The organism is Methylobacterium marchantiae, assembly GCF_042679825.1.
Taxonomy (GTDB): Bacteria; Pseudomonadota; Alphaproteobacteria; order Rhizobiales; family Beijerinckiaceae; genus Methylobacterium; species Methylobacterium marchantiae.
Map to the genome: position 1 here is coordinate 190,994 of NZ_JBHTND010000001.1, position 25,344 is coordinate 216,337.

Below are 25,344 nucleotides of genomic sequence, written 5' to 3' on the forward strand. Positions count from 1 at the left end.
CAAAACCAACGCCGCCGCGCGCCACGAAGGGCGCAGTGACGCTCGTTCGCGCAGGCGCATGAGCGGCCTCATCCCGCCAGGGCGGATGCCACCGCCGCCTGATCGAAGCCTTTGAGCCCGATCACGACGAGGCGGCCGTCCCGGTTCTCGCTTGCCCGCCATGGGCGGTCGTAATGATGGGCGATGCGTGCGCCGACACCCTGGACCACGAGACGCATCGGCTTGCCGGTGACCTCGGCGAAGCCCTTGATCCGCAGCACGCCCTTCGTCTCGGCGGCACGGGCCACGCGGGCGGCGAGATCTTCGGCACTGGCGGTGGACGAAACCGGGATCGCCACGGAATCGAAATCGTCGTGATCGTGGTCTTCCCCTTCGCCGTGATGCGAGGGGCGGGCGTCGAGGTCGTCCTCGGCTGCGGCGCCGAGGCCGAGGATCACGCGCGGATCGAGGCGACCATGCTCGGATTCGACCATCTTCACCGCGCGGGGCAATTGGCGCTCGACTTCGGCACGGACCTTGGCCTTGCCGGCCTCGTCGAGGAGGTCGGCCTTGTTCATCACGAGGAGGTCGGCGCAGAGGAGCTGGTCCTCGAATACCTCTTCCAACGGGTTGTCGTGGTCGACGCTGGCATCATCCGCGCGCTGGGCGGCGAGGGCCGCCGGATCGTCGGCGAAGAAACCGGCGGCGACGGCAGGGCCGTCGATCACCGCGATGACCCCGTCCACCGTCACCCGCGAACGGATCGCCGGCCAGTGGAAGGCCTGGACCAGGGGCTTCGGCAGGGCAAGGCCCGACGTCTCGATCAGGATGTGCTCGGGCGGGTCGGCCCGGTCGAGGAGCTTGTTGAGGGCCGGAACGAAATCGTCGGCCACGGTGCAGCAGATGCAACCGTTTGCGAGCTCGACGATGTCCTCGTCCTGGCAGCCCTCGATGCCGCAGGCCGCGAGGAACGACCCGTCGAAGCCGATATCGCCGAATTCGTTGACGATGATGGCCAGCCGCCGTCCGCCGGCATTCTCCACGAGGTGGCGCACGAGGGTCGTCTTCCCGGCTCCGAGGAAGCCGGTGACGATGGTGCAGGGGATCTTCTCGACGATGCTCATTCGGCGGCGTCCGGAATTCTGACCGCGTGACGCGGGGGAAACGGGGGGATGCGGGCGACGACGCCTTTGCGGAACGCCTCCGGCCGTGCCTTCCAGGGCACGATGCCGTCCGGGGTCTCCGCATACAGGCCGATGCCCGCGAGGATGGTCCTGGCGGATTCGATAGGGTCGAGATCGCCGTAGACGTAGGTCCAGCGGCCTTCGGAGGCCACGGCGACGGTGCAGGGGCGTTTGCAGACCGAGAGACATTCCGTGCTCTCTACCCTGACGTTTGATGAAACGGTCTCCGCGACCGCTTCCCTCAGGGCCGACAGCAGCAGCGCGCCGGCACGAGGCTCGGACGGATCACCTGCAGCGCGACAGGTGGCGCAGACGTAGAGGACGACGGGATCGCCGGCCCCGACGCCGTTTGCGGTGCCGTCGTCAGGCACGGGACGCCACCGCGATCTTCCGCCCGAAGCTGTTCCACGCCCACCCGAAAGCCAGGCCGATCACTGCCCAGAACACGAAAGCGATGCCGAGCGAGCGCGCGGCGAACTGTGCCGCATAGCCTGGCGGCAGGGCGGAGGCGGTGTGGCTGGTCTCCGGCGCGCCGGCCAGATGGGGCGCCACGAGCAGCACGATGCCGCCTGCGATGGCGATGGAGGACCGGCGGATCGCGATGAGGTACAGCCCCATGGCGGTGGCCGCCGCGGTCATGATCCACCAGAACTGGCGTTCGGCCAGCGGGGCCGCCTCCATGCCGGGAAGCTCGGGAGGCAGGCCGAGTGCCGGTGCAAGGGCGACGGCGAGGAAGCCGGCGATGGCGAAGCGCAGGCCTATTTCCGGGTTCGGTTCGCGTCCGCAGGCGATCAGCGCCGCGCCGAGAAGCAGCGCATAGCCGACGCCGCCGACGAGGGTGGCGAGGGCCGTGAAGGCCATGCGCGGGAGGCCGGGGCCCGGCTGCCAAGCCGGAGCGACCTCGCCGCCTTCGACACCTTCCGTTTTTCCGCCATGCTCGTGGCTCGAATGCGCGCGGATGATGAGGGAGGCCGGAGACGCGTCGCGCGGCATCCAGTGCGCCGCCGGTGCGGTGGCTTCACCGCTCTCGTAGCGCTCCGCCGCGATGATCAGCGGCGAGGTGAGGGCGAGCTGAAGTCCCGTCGCGACCACAGCCGCGAGGAAGCCGGCGACCAGGGCCGCCGACACGAGCCGGATAATCATGAGGTGGGTCCTGCCTGAGCGCGAGGCGGTCAGTGGCAGGGGAAGTTCTGGGCGTGCCGGAAATCGTGGGCTGCGTTGTGCAGCGCCATCGCCGGAGCGAAGCCGGCCATGAAAACGAGGCCGAGGCCGAGGAAAGCGGCCATGAGCACCGCGCCGAGGCGCTCGTTGCTGCGGATGCCGGTCAGGACGAGGGTGTTGGTCGTCATCGTGTCATGTCTCCGGCCGCCCCGCCGGCGGCGTTCGAGAATCGAGCGGGAGGACAGATGTCCCCTTCGGAAGGCAGGTCTCCTGGCTCGCGGGTCGTCCGTTCCTGCCGCCTTCCCGGATCGCTCCAGTGGCCGATGGCAGGCCCGTCTCCGCTCACAGTTGCGGGGGCAGCTGCGGTTTCAGGCGCGAGCCCTCACCGCATTCCCTTTTCACCCCGTCGCCGGGGCACCGTCCGAACCTCGCTTCTACGCGCTCGCGCGAGCGCTGACAACGCGCCGTCAGGACGTTTTAACGGCTTTGACCACGCGCCGTGATTTCGCGCTAAAGGGAGCCATGCGGCAGCTTCCTCCCCGACTGACTCTGGTGCTCGGCGGCGCCCGTTCCGGCAAGAGCCTCCACGCCGAGCGGCTGATCGAATCCTGCCCTGCACCCTGGCTCTACCTCGCCACCGCACAGGCCTGGGACGACGAGATGCGGGAGCGCATCGCCCTTCACAGATCTCGCCGATCGGCCGGATGGATCACGCGGGACGTGCCCGTCGACCTGGCCGAGGCCGTCGCCGCATCGACCGGGCCGGTGCTGGTCGATTGCCTGACCCTCTGGCTGACCAATTTGATCCTGTCCGAGGCTGACAGCGAGGTAGCGACCGCGGCCCTGATCGAGGCGTTCGATCGGACGCCGGGGCCGGTGGTGCTGGTCGGCAACGAGGTCGGGCTCGGCATCGTGCCGGACAACGCGCTGGCCCGTCGCTTCCGCGACGCGGCGGGGCGTTTGCACCAGCGCCTCGCCGCGCGGGCCGACCATGTGGTGTTCATGGTGGCGGGGCTGCCGATGATCGTGAAACCCCAACCGGGAGCGAGCGCATGAACGACGCGGACATGAGCGATGCGGAGGCCGACCGTCACCGCGAGAAGATGGAGAAGCGCAAGGCCGTTCAGGACGCGGAGGTCGCGGAGAAGACGATCGAGAAAGGGCTCCTCATCGTCAATACCGGCCCTGGCAAGGGCAAGACCACGGCGGGACTCGGCCTCGTCCTGCGAGCGCTCGGCCATGGCTGGCGGGTGGGCGTGGTCCAGTTCATCAAGGGCGCCTGGGACACCGGCGAGAAACACGCGCTGAAGGCTTTCGGCGACCGGATCGAGTGGCATACGCTCGGCGAGGGCTTCACCTGGGAGACCCAGGACAAGGCCCGCGACATCGCCGCCGCGGAGCAGGCCTGGGCCAAGGCCGAGGAGCTGATGGCCGACCCGACCATTCGCCTCGTCCTCCTCGACGAACTCAACATCGCGCTCCGCTACGACTACCTGCCCATCGACGCAGTGGTCGCCGCCTTCCGCGCGCGCCGGTCCGACCTCCACGTCATCGTCACCGGCCGCAACGCAAAGCCGGCCCTCGTCGAGGCCGCCGACCTCGTCACCGAGATGGGCAGCGTCAAACACCACTTCTCCGCGGGCGTGAAGGCGCAGGAGGGGATCGAGTTCTGATGCGGGTGTTCTTCGTTGCGCTCGGACTGTTGGTCATGAGTGGCGTTCAGCAGGTTCGCTCCGAGTCCGTCCCCTCATGGCCCGACACCTATCTCGGTCGCGTCGAGGCGCTCGCGGTGATGGAGGGGCTCAACGCGAGGCTTCTGGCGAGTCGCAGCGCCACGGCGACGCTGGAAGGCTGGTGTTCCGAGCACGGCATGGCGCCGACGCCACGACTCGCAGCGACCCTCCTGCGAGACGTGGACAAGCCCGCCTCCGAGGAGACGCGACGGCGACTTGCGGCCGGACCGGAGACTGTCCTGAAGTATCGCCGCGTCCGGCTCGCCTGCGGCGACCACGTCCTGTCGGAAGCCGACAACTGGTATGTGCCCGAGCGGCTGACGCCTGAGATGAACCGCCTCCTCGAGACGACCGACACGCCCTTCGGCAGGGCGGTCCAGGCGCTGGGAGCCACGCGCCAGACGATCGGCGCGGACATCCTGTGGCATCCCCTCCCGCCCGGATGGGACCAGGCGGCTCCACCCGCATCCGCATGCGGTACCCTCGCGATTCCCGACCGCCTCTTCAGCCATCGCGCCGTCCTGTTCACGGCGGAGCGGGTGCCGTTCTCGGAGGTGGTGGAAACCTACGCTGCCGCCATCCTCGATTTCCGCCGGGCCGCGCGGCCTGACGATCCTGCCTGTGCCTCGCCGTCACGACCGTGATAGGGCTCGCGACGCCTTCCCTCTCGCCGGACCCGATCTGAACGCATGACCGCCCGCGCCTTCATGATCCAGGGCACCGGCTCGGATGTCGGCAAGTCGCTGATCGTCGCGGGCCTGTGCCGGGCCTTCACGCAACGCGGGCTGACGGTGCGGCCGTTCAAGCCGCAGAACATGTCGAACAATGCCGCCGTCACCGCCGATGGCGGCGAGATCGGCCGGGCGCAGGCCTTGCAGGCGCGGGCTTCCCGCGTGGCGCCCTCCATCCACATGAACCCAGTCCTGCTGAAGCCCCAGAGCGAGACCGGCTCGCAGGTCGTGGTTCAGGGCCGCATGGTCGGAACGGCGAAGGCGAGGGACTTTCAGGCCTGGAAGCCGAGGCTGCTGGCCTCCGTTCTGGAGAGTTTCGATCATCTGAAGGCTGAGGCCGACCTCGTCATCGTCGAGGGTGCCGGCTCGGCTTCGGAGGTCAACCTGCGCAAGGGCGACATCGCCAATATGGGCTTTGCCCGGGCCACCGATACGCCCGTGATCCTACTCGGAGACATCGACCGGGGCGGTGTCATCGCCAGCCTCGTCGGCACCAGGGCGGTGATCGAGGCCGAGGATGCGGCGATGATCGCCGGTTTCATCGTCAATCGCTTCCGCGGCGATCCCACCTTGTTCGCGGACGGGATGCGTATCGTCGCGAAGGCCACCGGATGGCCGGCCTTGGGCCTCGTGCCGCACTTCCCCGAAGCCGCTCGGCTCCCGGCCGAGGACGCCCTCGGCCTCGCCGGCTCCGCCTCCTCCAGCCGGACGCGCATCCGCATCGCGGTGCCTGTGCTGCCGCGCATCGCCAATTTCGACGATCTCGACCCGCTGCGGGCCGAGCCGGAGGTGGAGGTCGTGCTGATCAGGCCAGGCGAGGCGATTCCCGGCGACATCGCCCTCGTCCTGTTGCCGGGCTCGAAGACCACGATCGACGATCTCGAAGCCTTGCGGCGCGAGGGCTGGGACGTGGATATCCACGCCCATCTGCGCCGCGGCGGCCATGTGCTCGGCCTCTGTGGCGGCTACCAGATGCTCGGGCGCGTGGTGAGCGACCCGCACGGGATCGAGGGAGATCCGCGCAGCGTCCCCGGTCTCGGGCTCCTCGACGTCGATACGGTCATGACCCCCCTGAAGCGCCTCGAGGCAGTGAGCGGCCGGACGCTCGCCGACGACCTGCCTTTCAGCGGCTACGAGATGCATGTGGGCGACACGTCGGGTCCCGACGCGGCGACGCCGCTCCTGCGTTTCGAAGACGGACGGACTGACGGTGCGGTGTCGGAGAACGGGCGGGTCTGCGGCACCTACGTCCACGGTCTCTTCGCCGACGATCGCCAGCGGGTCGCCTGGCTCGCGCGCCTGGGGGCGGCGTCTGACGGCCATTCCCACGAGGGAGAGGTCGAGCGCGTCCTCGACGCCCTGGCGCGACATCTCGAGGACCATGTCGATTGCGACCGCCTGCTCGCGCTGGCGCGCTAGCCGTCCGGCGGCGTAGGCTCTGCCTGTGAAACTCACGTTCGAGGGGCTAGCCGTCGAGGAAACAGCCGATGACGCCGCCGCTCCCTCAGGTCGATCGGCGCCTCGCGCTTGATACGGTCAGGACCGTGACGCTGCGTATGACGCCGCTCCTCGGGCTGATGTATCTCATCGCCGATATCGACCGGCAGAACATCTCCTGCGCCAAGCTCCAGATGGTCGGTGACCTGTCCCTGAGCGAGAGTGCCTACGGGCTCGGGGCGTCCTTGTTCTTCCTCGGCTACTTCCTGTTCGAGGTGCCCTCGAACGTCGTCACGGTGCGCAGCTTCGAGGTGTCGAACACCGTCAACAGCTTCATCATCATCATCATGCTGCGGCTGGTCACTGCCTTTGCTCTGTGGTGGGTGGCGCGCCATGCGGCCCGATCGAGCGGGCCGGTCCGGCGCGTGGTGCTGTCGGCCCTGCACCGGGACGCCTCGCGGCGGGGCGTATCGACGCCCGCCGCCGCGCCGCCTCCGGCCTAAAGACGGAAGGTGGAGCGCGTGAGTTCGGCTATTGCGGAAGTTTGTATTCGAGCGGTCCGCCGTCCTTGACGCTGTCGAACATCACGAGGATTCGCTTGTCCCCCAGGACCGCGACGCCCTCCGCCTTGGCGCCGGGCTGCGCGCCGGTGAGCCGTCCGATCGCCTCGATCTTGCCGTTGGACCGCGCTCCGGCGGCGAACAGGCTGTAGGGTACGTCGGTCTGCCCCTGTGCGGGTCCGGTGAGGACGAGCAGCCGGCCGTCCGGCAGGATGGCGAGATCGCGGATGCCGGCGCCGCGTCCGACCGAGAGGGGGATGACCTGCGGGGCCGCCTTGAGCGGCACGTGTCCCTCCGCGAACAACGCATCGACATCGGCCTCGACGATGAAGGTCTTGCCGTCCCGGGACGGTGCGCGGAGGCCGGCGAACAGGCGCTTCCCATCGACGGCGACGCCCTCGATGTTGAGACCGTTCGGCGATGCGTCGCCATCGTCGGTCTGGAGGTCCTGGGTGTAGTAGGCGCTCACGGCTTCCGCCGCGCCGAGGGCGTCGCCCAGGCGGTAGGTGGTCTCAACGGCGCCCGGCCCCTCCGGTTCGCCCTTCGCATCGACCCTGATGCGCGCCAGCACGAAGGTCGACAGCTTGAACTTCGCCTTGCCGCGCGAACAGCCATGCGAGCCGACGACGTAGAAATACGGGGCGGCATAGGCGACGCCTTCGCCATCGAGATCGTCGAACTTGCCTTCACCGCCCGAACAGCCGTTCTTCGAGGGTGGAGTGCCGAGCGTGCCCGAATTCGGTCCGCCGCCGACGATGTCGATATCGGCGCCGGGCGTGATCGTGTGCCCGTCGATGGTGATGAACTGGGCGCCGGTATTCTCGTCGTTGACCACGAGACAGCGGCGCTTGTCCTCCCTCGGCGGCATGCAGGCGATGCCGCTGATGTCCTTGGCCGGCTTGCCGTCCTTGCCGCTCAGGCCCGACGTCACGGTATAAGGCGGATCGACCGGGACGAGATCGCGCATGGCGCTTCCCGCCGCGAGCGCCTGCGACGCGACGGCTCCGTGAAGCAGCAGGATCGCCAGAAAACCAGTCCGAATCATCACTCGCTCGCCCCTTCGAAACCGCTCGATGTCGGTTATATTAGAACAACCTTGAGTATCATGGCGCCGGTCGCGACAAGTCCTAAAAGGATGGCGCAAGCGACGCGATACAGCGCGAGCGCCAGCTCCACATCGTGCGGGCCTGCCTCGGCCCGGCCGTTCCCCATCCAGGAATCCTCCACGGTCTGCGCGCCGTACACGCGCGGTCCCGCGAGCCTCAGGCCGAGCGCCCCCGCCATCGCCGCCTCGGGCCACCCGGCATTGGGTGAGCGGTGCTTGCCCGCATCGCGCCATACGGAACGGCACGCCTCCGTGGCCGAAGCGCCGGGATGGAGGAGCGCCGCCGCAGCGATCAGCGCTGCCGAGAGCCTCGAAGCCGGCAGGTTGACGAGATCGTCGAGGCGGGCAGAGGCCCAGCCGTAGGATTCGTGCCGGGGCGTGCGGTGGCCGATCATGCTGTCGGCGGTGTTGATCGCTTTGTAGAGCGCGCCTCCCGGCAATCCGCCGATCCCGATCCAGAAGGAGGGCGCCACGATACCGTCCGAGAAGTTCTCCGACAGGCTCTCGATGGCGGCACGGCAGATGCCGGCTTCGTCGAGGCTGTCCGGATTGCGGCCGACGATCATCGAGACCTCGCGCCGTCCGCCCGCCAAACCTTCCGCACGGAGAGCCGAGGCGACGCGGCCCACGTGATCATCGAGGCTGCGCTGCGCGGGCAGGGTCGCGCAGACAATGGCGAGCAACAGAACGGCGGGCAGAAAACCTGTGGCGGCGGCGAGCGCCGTCACTCCGATGGTGATCGCCCCGACCGTCGTCAGGAGGATGAGCAGGGCGGCGATTCCGGCTGCGCGTCGCTGCCCTTCGCCACCTGCGTTGAGCGCCCGGTCGAGACTGCCGATCAGCGCGCCGATCCAGGTGACAGGATGGCCCAGCGCCCTGTAGAGCCGGTCCGGATAGCCGGCCGCTGCCTCGATGGCGAGGGCGAGGGCCAGCACTACGAGCGTATCCGGCGGATGCGAAAGAGCGGTCCAGGTCATCGGTTCGGGGGCCAAGTCCAGGCTGGTGTACGGGAGCGTGACGTGGGCTCGATGAGCGGGAACGAGGCGGCGAACGAGCAGGTCCGGTCGATCGCCCATGGCGGCGATCTCGACGCCGCCCGGGCGCTGTTCCCCGATGTCGAGGAGCCCTGGATCGACCTTTCCACCGGCATCAACCCGGTCCCCTATCCCTGTCCGCTTCTCGATGCCAGCGCGTTCCGGCGGCTTCCCTCCCGCGCCGATCTGCTTTCCCTGCGCGAGGCGGCCGCCAAGGCATATGGCGCCGCCGACCCGGACCATGTCGCTGCTGCACCCGGCACCCAGATTCTCATCGAGACGCTCCCGCGCCTGAGGTCATCTTCGCAGGTGGCCGTGGTCGGCCCGACCTATGGCGAGCACGAAGCCGCCTGGCTCCGCGGTGGGCACGCGGTAGCGATGGTGTCCGATGTGGAGGGGGCCGAGGGAGCTGACGTCGTCGTCGTCGTCAACCCGAACAATCCCGACGGTCGGATCTGGGAGGCTTCCCGGCTCCTCGACCTCGCGAAACGGCTTGCCGGGCGCGGAGGATGGCTCGTCGTCGACGAGGCCTTCATCGATCTCGAACAGGCCGAATCCCTGGCGTCGCGATCGAGGACGGGACTGGTGGTGCTGCGATCCTTCGGCAAGACCTATGGACTCGCCGGCATCCGCCTCGGCTTCGCTCTCACCGATCCGGTTCTCGCCCTGCGGATCGCGCGAGCGCTGGGCCCCTGGGCCGTGCCGGGACCGGCCCTCGCCATCGGCCGGGCGGCCTTGGTCGATGACGCCTGGCTGCGCGAGGCGAGGATCGCGCGCCATGCCGATGCGATGCGTCTCGACCGGCTGCTGATCTGCAGGGGAGGGCGCGTTGTCGGCGGGACCTGCCTGTTCCGCACGGCCGAGTTCGACGATGCGCCGGGTCTTTTCCGTCGCCTCGGTGAAGCCGGGATCTATGTGCGTCGGTTCGAGGCGAACCCGCGATGGCTGCGCTTCGGCCTGCCGGCGGACAAGGGCGAGTGGTGCCGCCTGTCTAGGCTGCTCAAGCCCGCCTGATCAGGCGGGCTTCGTGGCGGAAGCCGCCCGCGACCGGTCGAAGATCGCCACGAGGAGTCCCGCGCTCGACAGAACGCCGCCCACCGCGCAGACACCGGGCCATCCTGCCAGGAGGAAGGCCTGGGAGCCGGCGAAGGCGCCGAGCGCACCGAACACGAACATCACCGTGAACAGCACGGTATTGATCCGTCCCCTGGCGCCGGGGACGAGGGCATAGGCTCTCGTCTGATTGGCGATGAGCGCGCCGTTGAGGCCGATATCGATGAGGAGCACGCCGATCCCCACCGCGATCAGCGAGACCTCACCCCCGAGCCAAAGCACCAGGAACGAGGCGAGGACGAGAGCAGCTCCGGTCACCACCACCGGCCGCGCACCCTTCCGGTCGGTATAGCGGCCCGAGAGCGGCGCGACGAACGCCCCGCAGACCCCGATCACCCCGAACAGGCCGGCGCCGGCGGCTGTGAGATCGAAGGGCGGGGCCTCGACCAGCAGGGCCAGCGTTGCCCAGAACGCATTGAAGCTCGCGAACAGCAGGCCTTGCGAGAGGCTGGCATTGCGCAGGATCGGCTGGGTCTTCACCAGATGCAGGATCGACAGCATCAGCGCACGGTAGCGCAGCGGCCTGGTCTGCTTCGTCTTCGGCAGGGTCGCGGCCGCTACGGCGGCGATGGCCAGAGCCACGAAGGCGGCGGCGAAGAACACCGCCCGCCAGCCGAAATGCGCACCGACGAAGCCGCTCGCCGTGCGTGCGAGCAGAATGCCTGTGAGGAGCCCCGTCATCACCTGCCCGACCATTCGCCCGCGGCTCTCGTCCGGTGCGAGTTCCGCAGCGAAGGGGACCGCCTGTTGCGCCGCAGAGGAGAGGAACCCGATGAAGAGGCAGGCGATCGTGAGGACCGTGAGATTCGGCGAAAGAGCGGCCCCGAGCAGCGCCACGCTCAGGCCGATGAGCTGCGCCACGATCAGCGTCCGCCTCGGCCAGGCATCTCCAAGCGGGACGAGACCGAGGATGCCGAGGCCGTAGCCCACGAGACAGGCCGTGGGGACGAGAAGTGCGGCGCGCGCACCGAATTCGCTGACCAGGACCGCGAGGAGCGGCTGGTTGTAGTAGATGTTGGCGACGGCGCCCCCGGCGATCAGGGTCAGGCCGAAGCGCGTCCTGGCGGTGAAACCGTGGCTCGGATTCCTGTCCGGCACGACGCTCAAGCGTACACCGGAAGGTCGCGGCCCATCGCGCCGTGGTCATGGAAGAACGGTGCATGGAAGAACGGTGGGAGTCTCGTCATCCGGTGGATCGGTTCCGTGAACGGCCAAGGGAGAGGCTGCGTCTCGCGGTTGGGGGCGGCGACGCGCCTGAGCAACTCGCACCGGCACGAAAGGGTCCCGTTGCCGCACATGACGCGCCATGAGACCGCGATCTTTCATCGGATGCGGCGATCCCCATATACGGACTGTTATCGGACAAAGACTTGGTGCGTCGCGTCCGGCAGAGTCCCACTTGGCAGAAGCCAAGTCTTTCTGCCACAGTTCCGACTGTCGAGACGAGTCGTTCCATGATGCCGGAGACAGCACCGCGTCTCGACACCGGAGTTTGGAATGCCGAATTATCGCGTCAGCTTCGCCAAGCAAATCCTCGGCGTGCCGTTCACAATCGGCGCTGTAGAGATTTCACGGGCCCGAGATCCGCGCCGGGCTCAACGTGCGGCGGAACTTCGTTTCGCGCGCCAGCACGGTATCGAGGATTGGCGTGAGCGGGCCGATCAAGTGGCTGTGGAGACTGCTCAAATGTGATTTCTACGACGAGGTCTTGTCTGCCCATCCCCCTGAACCTGCGGCATGTTTCCGCTTTCGGAGCCCTGGCTCTTCTTCGCCCCGCATCATAGACTGATGCTCGCGTAGGCGAGGTTCCGCGAGACCGGCATTTCCCCGGGCGGGCGACAGGTTAAGGGGCAGGCGGCGAGCCATGGCGGCGATCTCGTTCTTCGGCGACCTGCTTCAGACCATCAGCGACCGCGGTCGTGATCTCATCGGAATCGGCCGGGGCGACCTCGCCTCGAGGGCCAACGCGCAGGAACTCATCAAGCTCTGCGAGGATCTGATCTCCCGGCGCGGCGAGGCGTCGGGGGTGGCGCTCGCGCGCCTGATCCTGGAGCGCTATTCCAGCCTCGCGAAGCCCGAGCGGCTCGTGTTCCTGCAGGGTATCGCGACCGTCTTCGGGGCCGATCACGAGGCGGTAGACGAGGCCATCGCCGCCTATCGTCGAGATCCGACCCGCGCCGCCCTCGGCGTGCTGCACGAAGCGGCCGAGCCGCGCAGCCAGGAACTTATCCGCCGGCTGAACCTCGCCCGCAACGGCACCCTCGCTCTGGTGCGAATGCGCGAGGATCTCTTTGCCCTGCGCAAGGCGTTGCGCGGGGACGAGGCCGACCATGTTCTCGTCGATGCGGTCGACAGCCTCGACAGCGATTTCGAGCATCTGTTCGCATCGTGGTTCAACCGCGGCTTCCTCGTTCTGCGCCACATCGACTGGACGACGCCGGCCCATATCCTGGAGAAGATCATCCGCTACGAGGCGGTGCACGAGATCGCAGGCTGGGACGAATTGCGTCGACGCATCGAGCCGTCCGACAGGCGCTGTTTCGCGTTCTTTCATCCGGCCCTGCAGGACGAGCCGCTGATCTTCGTCGAGGTCGCCCTCACCGGGGGCATCGCGCCGGCCATTGCGCCGATCCTGGCGCATGAGCGCGAATTGCTCCCCACCCGTGCGGCCACGACCGCCATCTTCTACTCGATCTCGAACTGCCAGAAGGGCCTCGCCGGCGTCACATTCGGCAATTTCCTCATCAAGCAGGTGGTGGAGGACCTCGCCCGCGAGATTCCCAGCCTGAAGACTTTCGTCACGCTCTCGCCGGTGCCCGGCTTCTCCGCTTGGCTCGATCGCGAGCGCCGCTCCGATGCGCCGCAGGGACTGACCCGTGACGATATCGAGGCGCTGCGGGCCATCGACGAACCGGGCTGGCATGCGGACAAGGCCAGGGCCGATGCGGTGAAGAAGGCCCTGATCCCGGCCGCCGCCGCCTACTTCCTGCGGGCCAAGAACGAGCGCGGCAAGCCCCTCGACCCGGTGGCCCGGTTCCACCTCGGCAACGGCGCGCGGCTTGAGCGGCTCAACTTCCTCGGTGATGTTTCGAGCAAGGGGCTGGCGCAGTCCCGCGGGCTGATGGTCAATTACCTCTACGACCTCTCGGCCATCGAGAAGAATCACGAGACCTATGCCAATCTCGGTACGGTCGCGGCGTCGAGCAACGTGAGCCGCGAGCTGAAGGCCAACCTGCCGCCGATTCGCGCCGTCGCGCTGGCAGAGGCTTGATTTCGAGTCGTCGTCCGGCCACGGCTGTCGGCTCGACCACGGCTGGACGACGTCATGCGTAACCATCTCTTCGACCTCATCCGGGCGAGCTTGCCCGCGGATCCCGCTACCCGGACCTTCATCGAGACCGGCGACGGCACTCGGATCAGCTATGCCGACATGCTCGACAGGTCGGCCGCCTATGCCTCCGCTCTGAGGGCGCTCGGGGTGAGGACGGGCGACCGCGTCGCCGTCCAGGTCGAGAAGAGCGCCGAGGTGGTGTTCCTCTATCTCGGCGCGGTTCGGGCGGGCGCCGTCTTCCTGCCGCTCAACACCGCCTATACCGCCCCCGAAATCGCGTATTTCCTGTCGGACGCAGAGGCGTCCCTGTTCGTCTGCGATTCCGCCCGGCTCGCCGCCCTGGAGCCCGTCGCCGCCGAAGCGAAGGTGACGGCCCTGCGCACCCTCGACGGGTCGGGGCGCGGCAGCATGGCGGACGCGGCGGACGCCGCCGGTACCGATTTCGCGGATGTCGCGCGCGGCGCCGACGATCTGGCGGCGATCCTCTACACGTCGGGCACGACCGGGCGCTCGAAGGGCGCCATGCTCAGCCACGACAACCTCGCCTCCAACGCAATCACCCTGGTGGAGGCCTGGCGCTTCACCGCCGACGACGTGCTGATCCACGCCCTGCCGGTGTTCCACACCCACGGCCTGTTCGTCGCCACCAACATCGTGCTGCTGGCCGGCGCCACCGCGATCTTCCTGCCGAAGTTCGATCCGAAGCAGGTGCTCGCCCTCATGGGGCGGGCGACAGCGATGATGGGCGTGCCGACCTTTTACACCCGCCTCCTCAGGGAGCCCGGCCTGACCCCCGAGGCGGCGGCGAAGATCCGCCTGTTCGTCTCCGGCTCCGCGCCGCTCCTCGCCGAGACGCACCGGGACTGGCAGGCCCGCACCGGCCACGCCATCCTCGAACGCTACGGCATGACCGAGACCAACATGAACACCTCGAACCCCTATGACGGCGAGCGCATCGCCGGCACGGTGGGGCTGCCCCTTCCCGGAATCTCGCTGAGGGTGGTCGATGCCGATACGGGCAGGGCGTTGCCCGCCGATGCGGTCGGGATGATCGAGGTGAAGGGGCCGAACGTGTTCAGGGGCTATTGGCGCATGCCAGAGAAGACGGCCTCCGAGTTCAAGGCCGACGGATTCTTCATCACCGGCGATCTCGGCAAGGTCGACGAGCGCGGCTACGTCCATATCGTCGGGCGCGGCAAGGATCTCATCATCACCGGCGGTTACAACGTCTACCCGAAGGAGGTCGAGAATGAGATCGACGCCCTCCCGGGGGTCGTCGAATCCGCCGTGATCGGCTTGGCCCATGCCGATTTCGGCGAGGGCGTCACCGCGATCGTCGTCGCCCGCCCCGATGCGCCGGGTGAGGAGGAGATCCTGCGCATCCTCGAAGGGCGCCTCGCTCGGTTCAAATGCCCCAAGCGCATTCTCTTCGCCGAGGACTTGCCGCGCAACGCCATGGGCAAGGTGCAGAAGAACCTTCTGCGTGAGGCGCATGCGGAACTCTACCGCCGCTGACGGCTGAGGCGACGGAACGCTTTGGCGGGCCGGCGGTTCTCGTCATCGAACGGCCAAGCTCGCGCCGTCTCCGTCCCGGTTGCCGTCATGCCCTCGTCTCAGCCCCCATCTCCGGACCCTGCCGGGCCAGGTTCGGCACATACGGTGCTCTGGACCCTGGCCATGGGGGCGGCGCTCCTTGCCCTGTCTCTGGCGCCGCGCTCGCAGGGCCGGAACACCGGCAAGGACGAGCCCGAGCCACGCCGCACCGAGGGCGCGCGATCGCATAGCGGGCGCACGGCGGAATGGGTCGCCGCCACGCAGGTTCATCGCGGCCGGGCGGCGGGTAGCCCGACCGAGATCACCCGCGCCGGTTGGAAGGACATCGCCGTCCGCGTCTATCTCGAGTTCAACAAGGACCGCGTGCTCGCGGTCGCCGCCGGGGTCACGTTCTTCACCCTGCTGTCGCTGTTCCCGGCCATCGCCGCCCTGGTGACCTGCTACGGCCTCGTCGCCGATGTGGGCGCCATCAACGAGCACCTGTCCAGCATGCAGGGCGTGCTGCCTTCCAGCGCCATCGACATCATCGGCGAGCAGGTGAAGCGCATCGCCGCCAAGGACAACGGTACGCTGGGCCTGACCTTCTTCTCCAGCCTCGTCCTGTCGCTCTGGAGCGCCAACGCCGCGATGAAGGCGATGTTCGACGCCCTGAACGTCGTCTACGAAGAAGACGAGAAGCGCTCCTTCCTGATGCTGAACCTGCGCTCGCTCACCTTCACGGTCGGAGCGCTCGGCTTCACGATCCTTGCGCTCACCAGCATCGTCGTGCTGCCGGTCGTGTTCAATTTCTTCGGTTTCGGGCAGGGCGCCAGGCTGATCGCCCTGCTGCGCTGGCCGGGCCTCCTCATCGTCCTTCTCGGCGGCCTTTCGCTGCTCTACCGCTACGGCCCGAGCCGCGAGCGACCGCGCTGGCGCTGGGTCGGCACCGGCGGTGCCGTCGCCGGTCTGCTATGGCTCTTCGCCTCGATCCTGTTCTCCTGGTACGTCTCCAGCTTCGGCAATTACAACGAGACCTACGGCTCGCTCGGCGCTGCCATCGGCTTCATGACCTGGATCTGGATCTCGACCACGATCGTGCTTCTGGGAGCCGAGATCAACGCCGAGATGGAGCACCAGACCGCCCGCGACACCACGACCGGCCCGGAGAGACCCATGGGCGACCGTGAGGCACGGATGGCCGACACGATCGGCGCGGCAGCGTGACAGGGTGCCGGACGACGCTGGAATACCTATCTCCCCAGTCCATGTCGATGAACCGGAGATCATCATGAGCGAGACCCAGGCCGGCCCCGTCAGTCGCACCGAAGCCGAGTGGCGTGAAATCCTGACGCCGGACCAGTACCGGGTCCTTCGCGAGCATGGGACCGAGCGGGCGGGGACGAGTTGCCTGAACGCCGAGAAGCGGCCGGGCACCTTCCACTGCGCTGGGTGCGACGCGCCTCTGTTCGAGAACACCACCAAGTTCGAGTCCGGAACGGGTTGGCCGAGCTTCTTCGATCCCATCGATGGAGCAGTGGAGACCAAGGCCGACCGCAGCCACTGGATGGTGCGGACCGAGGTGCATTGCGCCCGCTGCCAAGGCCATCTCGGACACGTCTTCGACGATGGTCCGGCGCCGACGGGGCTGCGCTACTGCATGAACGGCATCTCGCTGCGCTTCGAGCCGAAGACCTGATCAGCATCGGTATCCTACGCGACGATGGGTGGATCGCGAGCCGCGCGGCCTTGATTTCGGCGACTTTTTCCTTAGTCGGAGAGGTAAGGTCTTCGCCCGCGATACGCGTTGTACTGGGCGTCGGCCGGGAAGACGGTCGTATCCGGACGGCCCTGCAGGGCCATATCCACAGGGTGGCGGTTCCGTCTCGGCGGAAACAGGCTTAGGGCTTATCCGTGGCGCATCTATACTGCGCCTCTGGCCCAATGGTCCCGATGAACCGCCGGCCGTGACGAGTCGACCAAGGGAGAAAGTACATGAGTGTCGTTCGTCGGTTCCTGGTCGCACCCTCTCTCGTCCGCCTGATCCGAAAGGAGCGTGGCGGCTCGAAGATTACCGAAGGTTACTTCGCTCCCCAGGCCGGTCGCACCTCGTATGTCCGCGTCGACGGTCAAAACTGCCATCTCGTCCTCGTCACCACGGCGGCCGACGGTACGTCGAGCGAAGAACGGACCGATGTCCCCCGCGCCCATGGCGACGCGCTGCTCGATGTATGTTCCGGCAAGGCGGCCTACGATCGTGCGGTGGTGGCGCTCGGTAACGGCCGTGAGGTGCTGGTCGATCGATACCTTACGCCGGGCGCGCTCGACCTGCTCAGCGTCGTATTCGATGAGCCGGGTCAGGCTGCCGCCTTCGCGCCTCCGGCATGGTTCGGCGACGAAGTCTCCGACGATTCCGCCTATGACCGCCACGCCGTCGCGATCCAGGGCGCTCCGCAATCCGGCGAGATCGCCTTGAGTAACGCGGCCCTCGACGCGATCCTCGATCTCCTCGAGCCCCGCTTCGGCTTCGGCCGCTTCAACGCCCCGTCGCCGAAGGCCGGCGAGGACGAGGCGAGTCTTCGCGCGAGTCGCCGTGCCGCGGCGCTCGCTGCCAAGGCGCCGGTGCCTGCGGTCACGCAGGTGGAGGAGCCTGCACCCCAGCCTGTCGTCGACGAGGGGAACGAGGAACGCCGAGAGGAGCCCCCCGCGGACGAAACATCCACGGCCGACACCCAGCATCGGGCGGATGCCCGGATCGACGACGTGATCGAGAGCCTGTCCCAGGCTCTCGGAGCATCGCAACAGCCTCGTGCTCCCAGCCGCGATAACGATCCCGCCGCGGAATTCGAACGCTGGACCGTGCGTCCCCGCCGCAACCAGCAGACCTGAGACTCCGCGCGTAGCCGGCGACTGAGCGCAGCCCTTTTCGAAGCAGTGGGAACCGCACCGATATCGTGTGGCCCCTCTTCGGCCTGCGCAGATCATGGGCAAAGTGCCGAGGCGTTTCTTCAGTCGAGTTACAGAAGCAGCCTACCCTCACCTTTTCCGCGAGAAACAAAGATTATCCCCCGAAGTCTCGTTGAGCAGAGGGATTAAAATCGCTAGCGTCTCGGCAAGACATACGAGCGTACGCCCGAAGAGGCGCCAGTGAGGGAACATGGCTCAGACCACCGTCCATGCCGGAGGGAGCGCGCCCGCCGTACCGACCCCTCACGAGCCCTGGTACAAAGTGCTCTACATCCAGGTGCTGATCGCCATCGCGCTCGGCATTCTTCTCGGATACCTGCATCCCGAATGGGGTAAATCCGTCAAATGGCTGGGTGACGCCTTCATCGCGCTGATCAAGATGATGATCGCGCCGATCATCTTCTGTACCATCGTCCACGGCATCGCCTCCATCGGCGACCTCAAGAAGGTCGGCCGCGTCGGCTTGAAGGCGTTGGTCTATTTCGAGGTGGTCTCCACCATCGCGCTCCTCATCGGCGTCCTCGTCGGTGAGGTGGTCAAGCCGGGCGCGGGCTTCAACGCCGACGTGACCAAGCTCGACGGCAAGTCGGTCGAGAAATACGCCAAGATGGCGGCCGACGATTCCGTCACAGGCCATATCATGGCCCTGATCCCCAAGAGCTTCTTCGATGCTTTCGCCACGGGCGATCTGCTGCAGGTCCTGCTGATCTCGATCCTGACCGGTGTCGTCGTCACCGGTATGGGCAAGCGCGGCGAGGCCATCACCCATGCCATCGATTCGGCGGGGCAGATCTTCTTCCGCATCATCGGTCTCGTGGTGAAGCTCGCACCCATCGGCGCCTTCGGCGCCATGGCTTTCACCATCGGGCAATACGGCATCGGCAAGGTGATCGATCTCGCCTGGCTCGTCGGGACCTTCTACGTCACCGCCTTCCTGTTCGTGGTGCTGGTGCTCGGTGGCATCGCCCGGGTCGCCGGCTTCTCGATCTTCAAGTTCCTGGCCTACATCAAGGACGAACTCCTCATCGTGCTCGGCACCTCGTCCTCCGAGACGGTGCTGCCCCACATGATGACGAAGATGCGCCGCCTCGGGGCCTCGGATTCCGTCGTCGGCCTCGTCATCCCCACCGGCTACTCGTTCAACCTCGACGGCACCAACATCTACATGACCCTGGCGTCGCTGTTCCTGGCCCAGGCCGTGGGCGCGGACCTGTCCTTCGGCCAGTACGCCACCATCATCCTCGTGGCGATGCTGACGTCGAAGGGCGCTTCCGGCGTCACCGGCGCCGGCTTCATCACCCTTGCGGCCACGCTCAGCGCCATCCCCAACAACCCGGTGCCGGTCGCTGCCATGACCCTGATCCTCGGCGTCGACAAGTTCATGTCGGAATGCCGGGCCATCACCAACCTGATCGGCAACGGCGTCGCCACGGTCGTGGTCAGCCGCTGGGAGGGCGAGCTCGATCAGGAGAAGCTGAACCAGGTCATGGCGCATCCGTTCTCCATCGGCACCGAAATCTCCGACCACGCGCCGAACATGGACCAGGAAGCCGCTCCCCGTCCGGCCGTGGCCGCTCAATAGAGCCGACGCTCATGAACCCGGCGCCGCTGCGCATCGGGATCGACCTGGGTGGCACAAAGATCGCCGGCATCGCCCTCGATGTCGGCGGAATCGTTCGCGCCCAGGCCCGGATACCGACGCCGCGTAACGATTACGACGCCACCCTCGGCGCGATCGTCGCTCTCGTCGGCCGCCTCGAATCGGAAGCCGGCGGCAGGGGCAGCGTGGGCATCGGCATGCCGGGCGCGATCACACCCCATACCGGCCTCGTGAAGAACGCCAACTCGATCTGGCTGAACGGACGTCCATTCGTCACCGACCTTGAGGCCCGGCTCGGCCGGCCGGTCCGCGCCGAGAACGACGCCAATTGCCTCGCCGTCTCGGAGGCGGTCGACGGTGCCGGCAAGGATTCCCGGATCGTCTGGGCCGTCATTCTCGGCACCGGGATCGGCTCCGGTATCGCGATCGAGAGACGTGCCCTGTCGGGGGCCAATCGCATCGCCGGTGAATGGGGGCATAACCCATTGCCGGCGCCCCACGACGACGAGCGTCCCGGTCCCGCCTGCTATTGCGGTCGCCGCGGCTGCATCGAGACCTGGCTGTCCGGTCCGGGCCTCGCTGCCGATCATTCCCGGCGCGCCGGAACTGTCGTCACGACCGGCGAGGCCGTCATCTCGGCCGCCCGTGCTGGCGATGCGGCGGCTGTCGAGAGCATCACCCGTTATCGCGATCGTCTCGGCCGCAGCATCGCCGGTGTCATCAACATTCTGGACCCCGATGTAGTGGTCCTCGGCGGTGGCCTGTCCACGGTGCCGGAACTGACCGGCGGTCTCGCCGGGCTCGTCCTGCCCCACGTCTTCTCCGACGATTGCGGAACGCCGATCCGGGTGAGCCGTCACGGCGACGCATCCGGCGTTCGGGGCGCAGCCTGGTTATGGGACATCCCCGCCTGAACCCTCTCCCCATCTCTGCCGGCAGTCGGTATGGACGGGCCATCGCAGACCGACACGAGCGTATTCCCATGACGACCCTCGCTTCCCTTGATCCTGCTGCACGCGACGCGCTTCGTGCCGAGACCCGAAAGGCCTACGAGGCCTTCAAGGCGCGCGGTCTCAAGCTCGACATGACCCGGGGCAAGCCGGCGCCGGAACAGCTCGACCTGTCGAGCGCGATGATGTCGCTTCCCGGCAACGGCGATCATTTCGCTGAATCGGGAGAGGATGCGCGCAATTACGGCGGTCTCCAGGGGTTGCCCGAAGCCCGCGCCCTGTTCGCGCCACTGGTCCAGGCGCCCCCTGCGCAGATCGTCATCGGCGACAATTCGAGCCTCGCCCTGATGCACGATTGCGTTGCCTGGGCGCTGCTGAAGGGTGTGCCCGGCTCGGTGAAGCCCTGGTCGCAGGAGCAGGAGCCGGTCTTCCTCTGCCCCGTACCGGGCTACGACCGTCACTTCGCCATCTGCGAGGCCCTCGGAATCCGCATGCTGCCTGTCCCCATGACCGGTCAGGGGCCGGACATGGACGTCGTCGAGAAGCTTGCGGCCGATCCCGCCGTGAAGGGCATGTGGTGCGTACCGAAATACGCCAATCCGAGCGGAGAGATCTATTCCGACGAGACCGTCCGGCGTCTCGCTGCGATGGAGACCGGCTCGCCCGACTTCCGATTGTTCTGGGACAACGCCTACGCCGTCCACCATCTCACTGCGACGCGGCATCCCCTCGCCGACATCCTCTCCCTCTGTGAGAAGGCGGGCCATCCCGACCGGGCGTTCATCTTCGCCTCCACCTCGAAGGTGACCCTCGCGGGCGCGGGTCTCGCCGTGTTCGCATCGTCGCCGGAGAACGTCCGCTGGTTCCTCGGTCGCGCCTTCTTCCGCACGATCGGGCCGGACAAACTCAATCAATTGCGCCACGTGCGATTTCTGAAGGACATGGCCGGCATCGAATCGCATATGGAGAAGCAGCGCACCCTCATCGCGCCGAAATTCGAGGCCGTCCTCGATGCTTTGGAAGCGCGGCTCGGCGGAACCGGTGCCGCGACCTGGACGAAGCCGGAAGGGGGCTATTTCATCACCGTCGATACGGTGGATGGCGCGGCACAGCGGGTCGTCGCCCTCGCCAAGGATGCCGGAATCGCCCTGACGCCAGCCGGTGCGACCTCACCCTACGGACGCGACCCGCACGACCGCACCCTGCGGCTCGCGCCGACGTTTCCGTCGCTCTCGGACGTGAAGGCGGCTGCAGAGGGTATCGCGCTCTGCATCCTGCTCGCCGGGCTCGAGACCCAAACGGCCGAGGCCGCCTGATACGGTGGCCGGGTGATCGCTTCTGCTTTGGAAAACTTCCCTCTCCCCGCCCGCAGGGAGGGCATTCGCATCAGACTGACATGATGATTGATCTGCCGCCCGGGACTCGCCCGGCGGCTCGAATGCTGGACATCTCCGTCAAATTTCGCGGAGAGGAACTGCAAGTGCCGTGGTCCCGTCGATCCTTCCAAAGAAGGCAACGCCACCGTCGCCGTCCTTTCATCGCTTCTGAGATCAAAGGCTCAGCGGATTTTGACGCGACGATGCCACGAGACACCGAGACAAAGATCGCCCGGTCGGTGATTCAGCGGAAACCGCCGACCCTCCGGTCGCGCTTGCGCTCGGCTGCGGGTTGATACGCGATCTGAGCGTGGTGGGTGCAGTAGGGCAATCCGGTGATCGAGCGATCGCCGCAATAGTGAAAATCCGGGGATGTCGGATCACCGAGGGGCCAGCGACACATGGATTCACGCAGATCCATGATGGTGACGCGCTTCGATACGGCCAGCGGAACACTCTGCGGCACGATCACCGGAGCCGTCTCGGGAAACGACAGGATCGGGGCCGCGACGGGATCGGCCGCTGCTGCGAGTTCGACCACGTTGTCCGCCTCGGCCTCGCGGGGCGCGGGCTTCTTGCGGCCGTTGCCCGGTGAATCCGCGGCCTTGACGCGGCCCGAAAGACCGAGCCGATGCACCTTGCCGATGACGGCGTTACGGGTGACCCCTCCGAGCTGGGCCGCGATCTGGCTCGCACTCAACCCTTCGTCCCACAAGCGCCGCAGGAGGTCGACACGCTCGTCCGTCCAGCCAGAACCCGTATCCGTCATCGCCCCCTCCGACATCCGCTCGATTCCCCTGACCGACACCGAACGAGCCCCGCGACAGCGCGCGTAGCCGATCCGTCCACTACCGTACAGATGGTGGTCGCCCAGGGCACCCTTCCGGCGACGACACGAACCGTACAGGACGGCTCGACACCGATGCAAGAGCGCCCGGAAGGAGGGGGGGACTTTCCACCGGCAAACCGATGCGGCCGGCCGGGAAGGCCGCCGTTGCCGCTCCGGCGTCGACCCCCTATCTGTGTCGACGCGTCCGGCACGCCGCCCGCTTTCTCCGGCGTGTCCATCGGGAGACCTCATGCGGTTGCCAAGTTCCACCCTCGTCGCCGTGGTCAGTCTTCTGACCGTCTCCGGGGCGACTGCCGTAGCCGCGCCGATACGACTGGCCGGCCATCGCGCGGTCTACGACTTGTCGCTGGTCGAGAGCCGTGGGGCGCGGGCGGTGGAGAGTGCACGTGGCCGCATCGTGCTCGATTTCAGCGGGGATGCCTGCAAGGGCTACACGATGCAGACCCGGCAGGTGACGGAACTCGACAGCGGCGAGACCGGCAAGCGCCTCTCCGATCTGCGCAACACCACCTTCGAGGGTGGCGACGGCCACACTTTCCGCTTCAAGACCAACACGGTGCTCAACGGCAGCCCGTCCGCGGCGGTGGATGGCACGGCCGAGAGCGGCGCCGAGGCCCTCAAGGTGAAACTGAAGGAGCCCAAGCGCGACCAGTATACCGAGAACGGCCCGGTGCTGTTTCCGACGTTCCACATGCGCCGCGTGATCGAGGCGGCGCAGGCCGGCGAGACGACGATGTCGGCCAAGGTGTTCGACGGGTCGGATGACGGCCGCAAGATCTTCGATACGCTGGCGGTCATCGGGAAACCCATCACAGCAGTCGAGCCGGCGAAGGCTTCGGGTGAAGCCGACCGCGACAAGCCGTTGCGGGATGGGGAGATGGCCTCGATGAAGCGCTGGCCGGTGACATTGAGCTACTTCACCTCCGGCCAGGGAGAGCGCACCCCGGTCTACGTCCTGACCTTTCTCCTCTACGAGAACGGTGTGAGCGGCGGCCTCAGCCTCAATTACGGCGACTTCACCATCGCCGGCGACCTCACCCGTCTCGATCTCGCGAAAGTCGACGCGAAGGCGGAAGCCGAGTGCAAGCCGTGAAGTGGTAACGGCTCAAGCCTTGCCCCTCTCACGTAAGGGGGCGCTGGCGAAGGCGAGCCCGCGCTGGATCGAGTGGTCGCCGAACTTTTCCCGCACGCGGTCGAGAGCGGCTTCTCTCTCGCGGATGCGCTTCGTGGAGCCGTCCACGAGGTCGCCCCGATCGGCATGGGTCGCGTCGCACAGGTCGCCGCCGCCGATACCGATGAGCCGGTAGGCGGTCCCGTCACAGGCCTCGCGCAGGAGCGCTTCGCCGTGGACGAAGAGACTGTCGGCGAGCTGCGTCGGCGCGAGGCCTCCGCGCGTCCTGGTGCGCTGGCGGAAGCCGTCGTCCTTCAGCTTGAGTGTCACGCTCGACGCGGCGAGGCCCGCACGCTTGAGCCGAGCCGAGACTTTCTCGCATTGCCGCCAGAGGATCGGCCGCATGATCTCGAAAGCCTTCAGGTCGGCGGAGAACGTCGTCTCGGACGAGACGCTCTTGGTTTCGCGCTCGCTGCGCACCGGGCGCTCGTCCTCGCCGCGGGCGAGCTTCGCGAGGCGGGACGCGTCCCGGCCTAGGGCGGCTTGGAGGAGGCGCGGGTCCGAGCGTCCCAGGTCCGCGACCTTGCGCAGGCCGAGTTCGGCGAGCCGGGCCTTGGCCGCCTGCCCGATGCCGGGCAGGATCGAGACCGGCTTGTCGGCGAGGAACGCCTCGGCCTCCGCACGGCCGAGGATGGAGAATCCGCGAGGCTTGTCGAGGTCGGACGCGATCTTCGCGAGGAACTTGGTGTCGGACAGGCCGATCGAGACGCTGATCCCGATCTCCGCCTCGACCTGCGCCGCGAAACGCACCAGCGTCAGTGCCGGGCTCCGCCCGTGCAGGCGCTCGGTGCCGGAGAGATCGAGGAAGGCCTCGTCGATGGAGACCGGTTCGACCAGGGGCGTCAGGTCCAGCATCATCGCGCGCACCTGCCGGCCGACCCGGACGTATTTCTCCATGTTCGGCCGGATGACGACCGCGTCGGGACAGGCCTTCAAGGCCTGGAACATCGGCATCGCGGAATGCACGCCGGAGACCCGGGCGAGATAGCAGGCCGTCGACACCACGCCGCGCCGGCCGCCGCCGATGATGAGCGGCCTGTCCCTCAAGGAGGGATCGTCACGCTTCTCGATCGCCGCGTAGAAGGCATCGCAATCCACATGCGCGATGGTCAACCGGTCGTGTTCGGGATGCGCCAGCAGCCGCGGCGATCCGCAGGCCCGGCAGCGACCGGTGCCCGGCTGGGACGTGCAGCAGTCGCGGCAGACCGACGTCACGCGAAATCGGCGTCGGGATCGGGTGGCCCGAGCCGACGCCAGGCGGCGGCGATGCGCTCCGGCTTCACGTCGAGGGCATGGGCGCAGGCCACGAGCACCGCCTCGTCCCCCGTGACATGGTCGAGAACCGCCGAAAGGAAGGTCGGATCGGTGGCGCTCGCCCTCAATGTGTCGGGCGTCAGGCCGGAGGCGGCCATGAACGGCAGGAGCCTGTCCGAATCCTCCGCGAGCCACCCGAGCACGGAGATGGCGAGACGCTCTGCGGAATCGTCTGGATGGTCAGGTTTGCGTTTCGTCAACATGTATCACTTAAGGTC

General features: G+C 67.4%; 25 protein-coding genes, 1 pseudogene and 1 riboswitch. Of the genes and pseudogenes, 16 read left to right on the top strand and 10 right to left on the bottom strand.

What is annotated here, in order from left to right:
* Nucleotides 1-68 precede the first annotated feature (68 nt).
* The 4 genes from cobW to ACFQ4G_RS00925 are packed head-to-tail and all read right to left on the bottom strand — an operon-like array spanning nucleotide 69 to nucleotide 2,512.
* Nucleotides 69-1,103 carry a cobalamin biosynthesis protein CobW gene (cobW, locus tag ACFQ4G_RS00910; RefSeq protein WP_238207000.1) on the bottom strand — a complete coding sequence of 345 codons (1,035 nt, stop codon included), beginning with the start codon at nucleotides 1,101-1,103 and terminating at the stop codon, nucleotides 69-71.
* Complete coding sequence (locus ACFQ4G_RS00915; RefSeq protein WP_238206999.1) at nucleotides 1,100-1,534, bottom strand: DUF1636 family protein; 435 nt, start codon at nucleotides 1,532-1,534, stop codon at nucleotides 1,100-1,102. Before ACFQ4G_RS00915 ends, cobW begins: the two co-directional genes overlap by 4 nt.
* Nucleotides 1,527-2,306 carry a CbtA family protein gene (locus ACFQ4G_RS00920; protein ID WP_238206998.1) on the bottom strand — a complete coding sequence of 260 codons (780 nt, stop codon included), beginning with the start codon at nucleotides 2,304-2,306 and terminating at the stop codon, nucleotides 1,527-1,529. Before ACFQ4G_RS00920 ends, ACFQ4G_RS00915 begins: the two co-directional genes overlap by 8 nt.
* Before the next feature lie 29 nt (nucleotides 2,307-2,335).
* Nucleotides 2,336-2,512 carry a CbtB domain-containing protein gene (locus tag ACFQ4G_RS00925; RefSeq protein WP_238206996.1) on the bottom strand — a complete coding sequence of 59 codons (177 nt, stop codon included), beginning with the start codon at nucleotides 2,510-2,512 and terminating at the stop codon, nucleotides 2,336-2,338.
* A gap of 55 nt (nucleotides 2,513-2,567) precedes the next feature.
* A riboswitch (cobalamin riboswitch) is annotated at nucleotides 2,568-2,761 on the bottom strand.
* 85 nt (nucleotides 2,762-2,846) lie between these two features.
* On the opposite strand from ACFQ4G_RS00925, the gene cobU reads away from it, so the two are divergent.
* From cobU to ACFQ4G_RS00950, 5 genes and pseudogenes are all read left to right on the top strand, one after another.
* Nucleotides 2,847-3,380 (top strand): bifunctional adenosylcobinamide kinase/adenosylcobinamide-phosphate guanylyltransferase, encoded by a 534-nt coding sequence (cobU, locus tag ACFQ4G_RS00930; protein ID WP_238206994.1) that lies wholly within the window; start codon nucleotides 2,847-2,849, stop codon nucleotides 3,378-3,380.
* A gap of 11 nt (nucleotides 3,381-3,391) precedes the next feature.
* Complete coding sequence (gene cobO / locus ACFQ4G_RS00935; RefSeq protein ID WP_238207066.1) at nucleotides 3,392-3,997, top strand: cob(I)yrinic acid a,c-diamide adenosyltransferase; 606 nt, start codon at nucleotides 3,392-3,394, stop codon at nucleotides 3,995-3,997.
* Between the two features lie 35 nt (nucleotides 3,998-4,032).
* The gene (locus tag ACFQ4G_RS00940) at nucleotides 4,033-4,701 is read left to right on the top strand and encodes a hypothetical protein (protein ID WP_238206992.1); all 669 of its coding nucleotides are present in this window, start codon (nucleotides 4,033-4,035) and stop codon (nucleotides 4,699-4,701) included.
* A gap of 45 nt (nucleotides 4,702-4,746) precedes the next feature.
* Nucleotides 4,747-6,207: a cobyric acid synthase gene (locus ACFQ4G_RS00945; protein ID WP_238206990.1), complete on the top strand. Its 1,461-nt coding sequence runs from the start codon at nucleotides 4,747-4,749 to the stop codon at nucleotides 6,205-6,207.
* Nucleotides 6,208-6,344: 137 nt separating this feature from the next.
* Nucleotides 6,345-6,527 (top strand): annotated as a pseudogene (locus tag ACFQ4G_RS00950) (MFS transporter); the annotation flags it as partial.
* A gap of 229 nt (nucleotides 6,528-6,756) precedes the next feature.
* Here ACFQ4G_RS00950 and ACFQ4G_RS00955 read toward each other — a convergent pair.
* Both ACFQ4G_RS00955 and cbiB read right to left on the bottom strand, forming a co-directional pair.
* Entirely contained in the window at nucleotides 6,757-7,830 is a 1,074-nt protein-coding gene (locus ACFQ4G_RS00955) for a DUF3616 domain-containing protein (RefSeq protein WP_238206988.1), read from the bottom strand.
* A gap of 35 nt (nucleotides 7,831-7,865) precedes the next feature.
* The gene (cbiB, locus tag ACFQ4G_RS00960) at nucleotides 7,866-8,867 is read right to left on the bottom strand and encodes an adenosylcobinamide-phosphate synthase CbiB (RefSeq protein WP_238206986.1); all 1,002 of its coding nucleotides are present in this window, start codon (nucleotides 8,865-8,867) and stop codon (nucleotides 7,866-7,868) included.
* A gap of 51 nt (nucleotides 8,868-8,918) precedes the next feature.
* Here cbiB and cobD point away from each other — a divergent pair, with 51 nt between their 5' ends.
* Complete coding sequence (gene cobD, locus ACFQ4G_RS00965; RefSeq protein WP_238206983.1) at nucleotides 8,919-9,938, top strand: threonine-phosphate decarboxylase CobD; 1,020 nt, start codon at nucleotides 8,919-8,921, stop codon at nucleotides 9,936-9,938.
* Here cobD and ACFQ4G_RS00970 read toward each other — a convergent pair whose 3' ends face one another.
* Entirely contained in the window at nucleotides 9,939-11,135 is a 1,197-nt protein-coding gene (locus ACFQ4G_RS00970; RefSeq protein WP_238207064.1) for an MFS transporter, read from the bottom strand.
* A 399-nt stretch (nucleotides 11,136-11,534) separates the two neighbouring features.
* Between ACFQ4G_RS00970 and ACFQ4G_RS00975 the strand changes: the two genes are divergently transcribed.
* The 9 genes from ACFQ4G_RS00975 to ACFQ4G_RS01015 all read left to right on the top strand — a co-directional run bounded on the left by ACFQ4G_RS00975 (nucleotide 11,535) and on the right by ACFQ4G_RS01015 (nucleotide 21,731).
* Entirely contained in the window at nucleotides 11,535-11,729 is a 195-nt protein-coding gene (locus ACFQ4G_RS00975; RefSeq protein WP_238206981.1) for a hypothetical protein, read from the top strand.
* A gap of 172 nt (nucleotides 11,730-11,901) precedes the next feature.
* Nucleotides 11,902-13,308, top strand: coding sequence for a malonyl-CoA decarboxylase (locus ACFQ4G_RS00980; protein WP_238206979.1), 1,407 nt, complete (start codon nucleotides 11,902-11,904; stop codon nucleotides 13,306-13,308).
* Between the two features lie 54 nt (nucleotides 13,309-13,362).
* Nucleotides 13,363-14,883 (top strand): malonate--CoA ligase, encoded by a 1,521-nt coding sequence (locus tag ACFQ4G_RS00985; RefSeq protein ID WP_238206978.1) that lies wholly within the window; start codon nucleotides 13,363-13,365, stop codon nucleotides 14,881-14,883.
* 162 nt (nucleotides 14,884-15,045) lie between these two features.
* The gene (locus ACFQ4G_RS00990) at nucleotides 15,046-16,125 is read left to right on the top strand and encodes a YihY/virulence factor BrkB family protein (protein WP_238207062.1); all 1,080 of its coding nucleotides are present in this window, start codon (nucleotides 15,046-15,048) and stop codon (nucleotides 16,123-16,125) included.
* Nucleotides 16,126-16,189: 64 nt separating this feature from the next.
* Nucleotides 16,190-16,597, top strand: a complete 408-nt coding sequence (msrB, locus tag ACFQ4G_RS00995) for a peptide-methionine (R)-S-oxide reductase MsrB (protein ID WP_238206977.1) — start codon at nucleotides 16,190-16,192, stop codon at nucleotides 16,595-16,597.
* 296 nt (nucleotides 16,598-16,893) lie between these two features.
* Entirely contained in the window at nucleotides 16,894-17,787 is an 894-nt protein-coding gene (locus ACFQ4G_RS01000) for a hypothetical protein (protein ID WP_238206976.1), read from the top strand.
* A gap of 268 nt (nucleotides 17,788-18,055) precedes the next feature.
* On the top strand, nucleotides 18,056-19,447 hold the full coding sequence (locus ACFQ4G_RS01005; protein ID WP_238206975.1) for a dicarboxylate/amino acid:cation symporter: 1,392 nt from the start codon (nucleotides 18,056-18,058) through the stop codon (nucleotides 19,445-19,447).
* 11 nt (nucleotides 19,448-19,458) lie between these two features.
* On the top strand, nucleotides 19,459-20,379 hold the full coding sequence (locus tag ACFQ4G_RS01010; RefSeq protein ID WP_238206974.1) for an ROK family protein: 921 nt from the start codon (nucleotides 19,459-19,461) through the stop codon (nucleotides 20,377-20,379).
* 68 nt (nucleotides 20,380-20,447) lie between these two features.
* Nucleotides 20,448-21,731 carry an aminotransferase class I/II-fold pyridoxal phosphate-dependent enzyme gene (locus ACFQ4G_RS01015; RefSeq protein ID WP_238206973.1) on the top strand — a complete coding sequence of 428 codons (1,284 nt, stop codon included), beginning with the start codon at nucleotides 20,448-20,450 and terminating at the stop codon, nucleotides 21,729-21,731.
* A 304-nt stretch (nucleotides 21,732-22,035) separates the two neighbouring features.
* Here ACFQ4G_RS01015 and ACFQ4G_RS01020 read toward each other — a convergent pair whose 3' ends face one another.
* Nucleotides 22,036-22,560 (bottom strand): GcrA family cell cycle regulator, encoded by a 525-nt coding sequence (locus ACFQ4G_RS01020; protein ID WP_379039510.1) that lies wholly within the window; start codon nucleotides 22,558-22,560, stop codon nucleotides 22,036-22,038.
* 310 nt (nucleotides 22,561-22,870) lie between these two features.
* Here ACFQ4G_RS01020 and ACFQ4G_RS01025 point away from each other — a divergent pair, with 310 nt between their 5' ends.
* Nucleotides 22,871-23,734: a cell envelope integrity EipB family protein gene (locus ACFQ4G_RS01025; RefSeq protein ID WP_238206969.1), complete on the top strand. Its 864-nt coding sequence runs from the start codon at nucleotides 22,871-22,873 to the stop codon at nucleotides 23,732-23,734.
* Nucleotides 23,735-23,746: 12 nt separating this feature from the next.
* Here the strand turns inward: ACFQ4G_RS01025 and ACFQ4G_RS01030 are convergent, their stop codons facing one another.
* Nucleotides 23,747-25,027 carry a DNA polymerase IV gene (locus ACFQ4G_RS01030; protein ID WP_238206967.1) on the bottom strand — a complete coding sequence of 427 codons (1,281 nt, stop codon included), beginning with the start codon at nucleotides 25,025-25,027 and terminating at the stop codon, nucleotides 23,747-23,749.
* Nucleotides 25,024-25,329 carry a DUF3572 domain-containing protein gene (locus ACFQ4G_RS01035; protein WP_238206955.1) on the bottom strand — a complete coding sequence of 102 codons (306 nt, stop codon included), beginning with the start codon at nucleotides 25,327-25,329 and terminating at the stop codon, nucleotides 25,024-25,026. Before ACFQ4G_RS01035 ends, ACFQ4G_RS01030 begins: the two co-directional genes overlap by 4 nt.
* Nucleotides 25,330-25,344 lie beyond the last annotated feature (15 nt).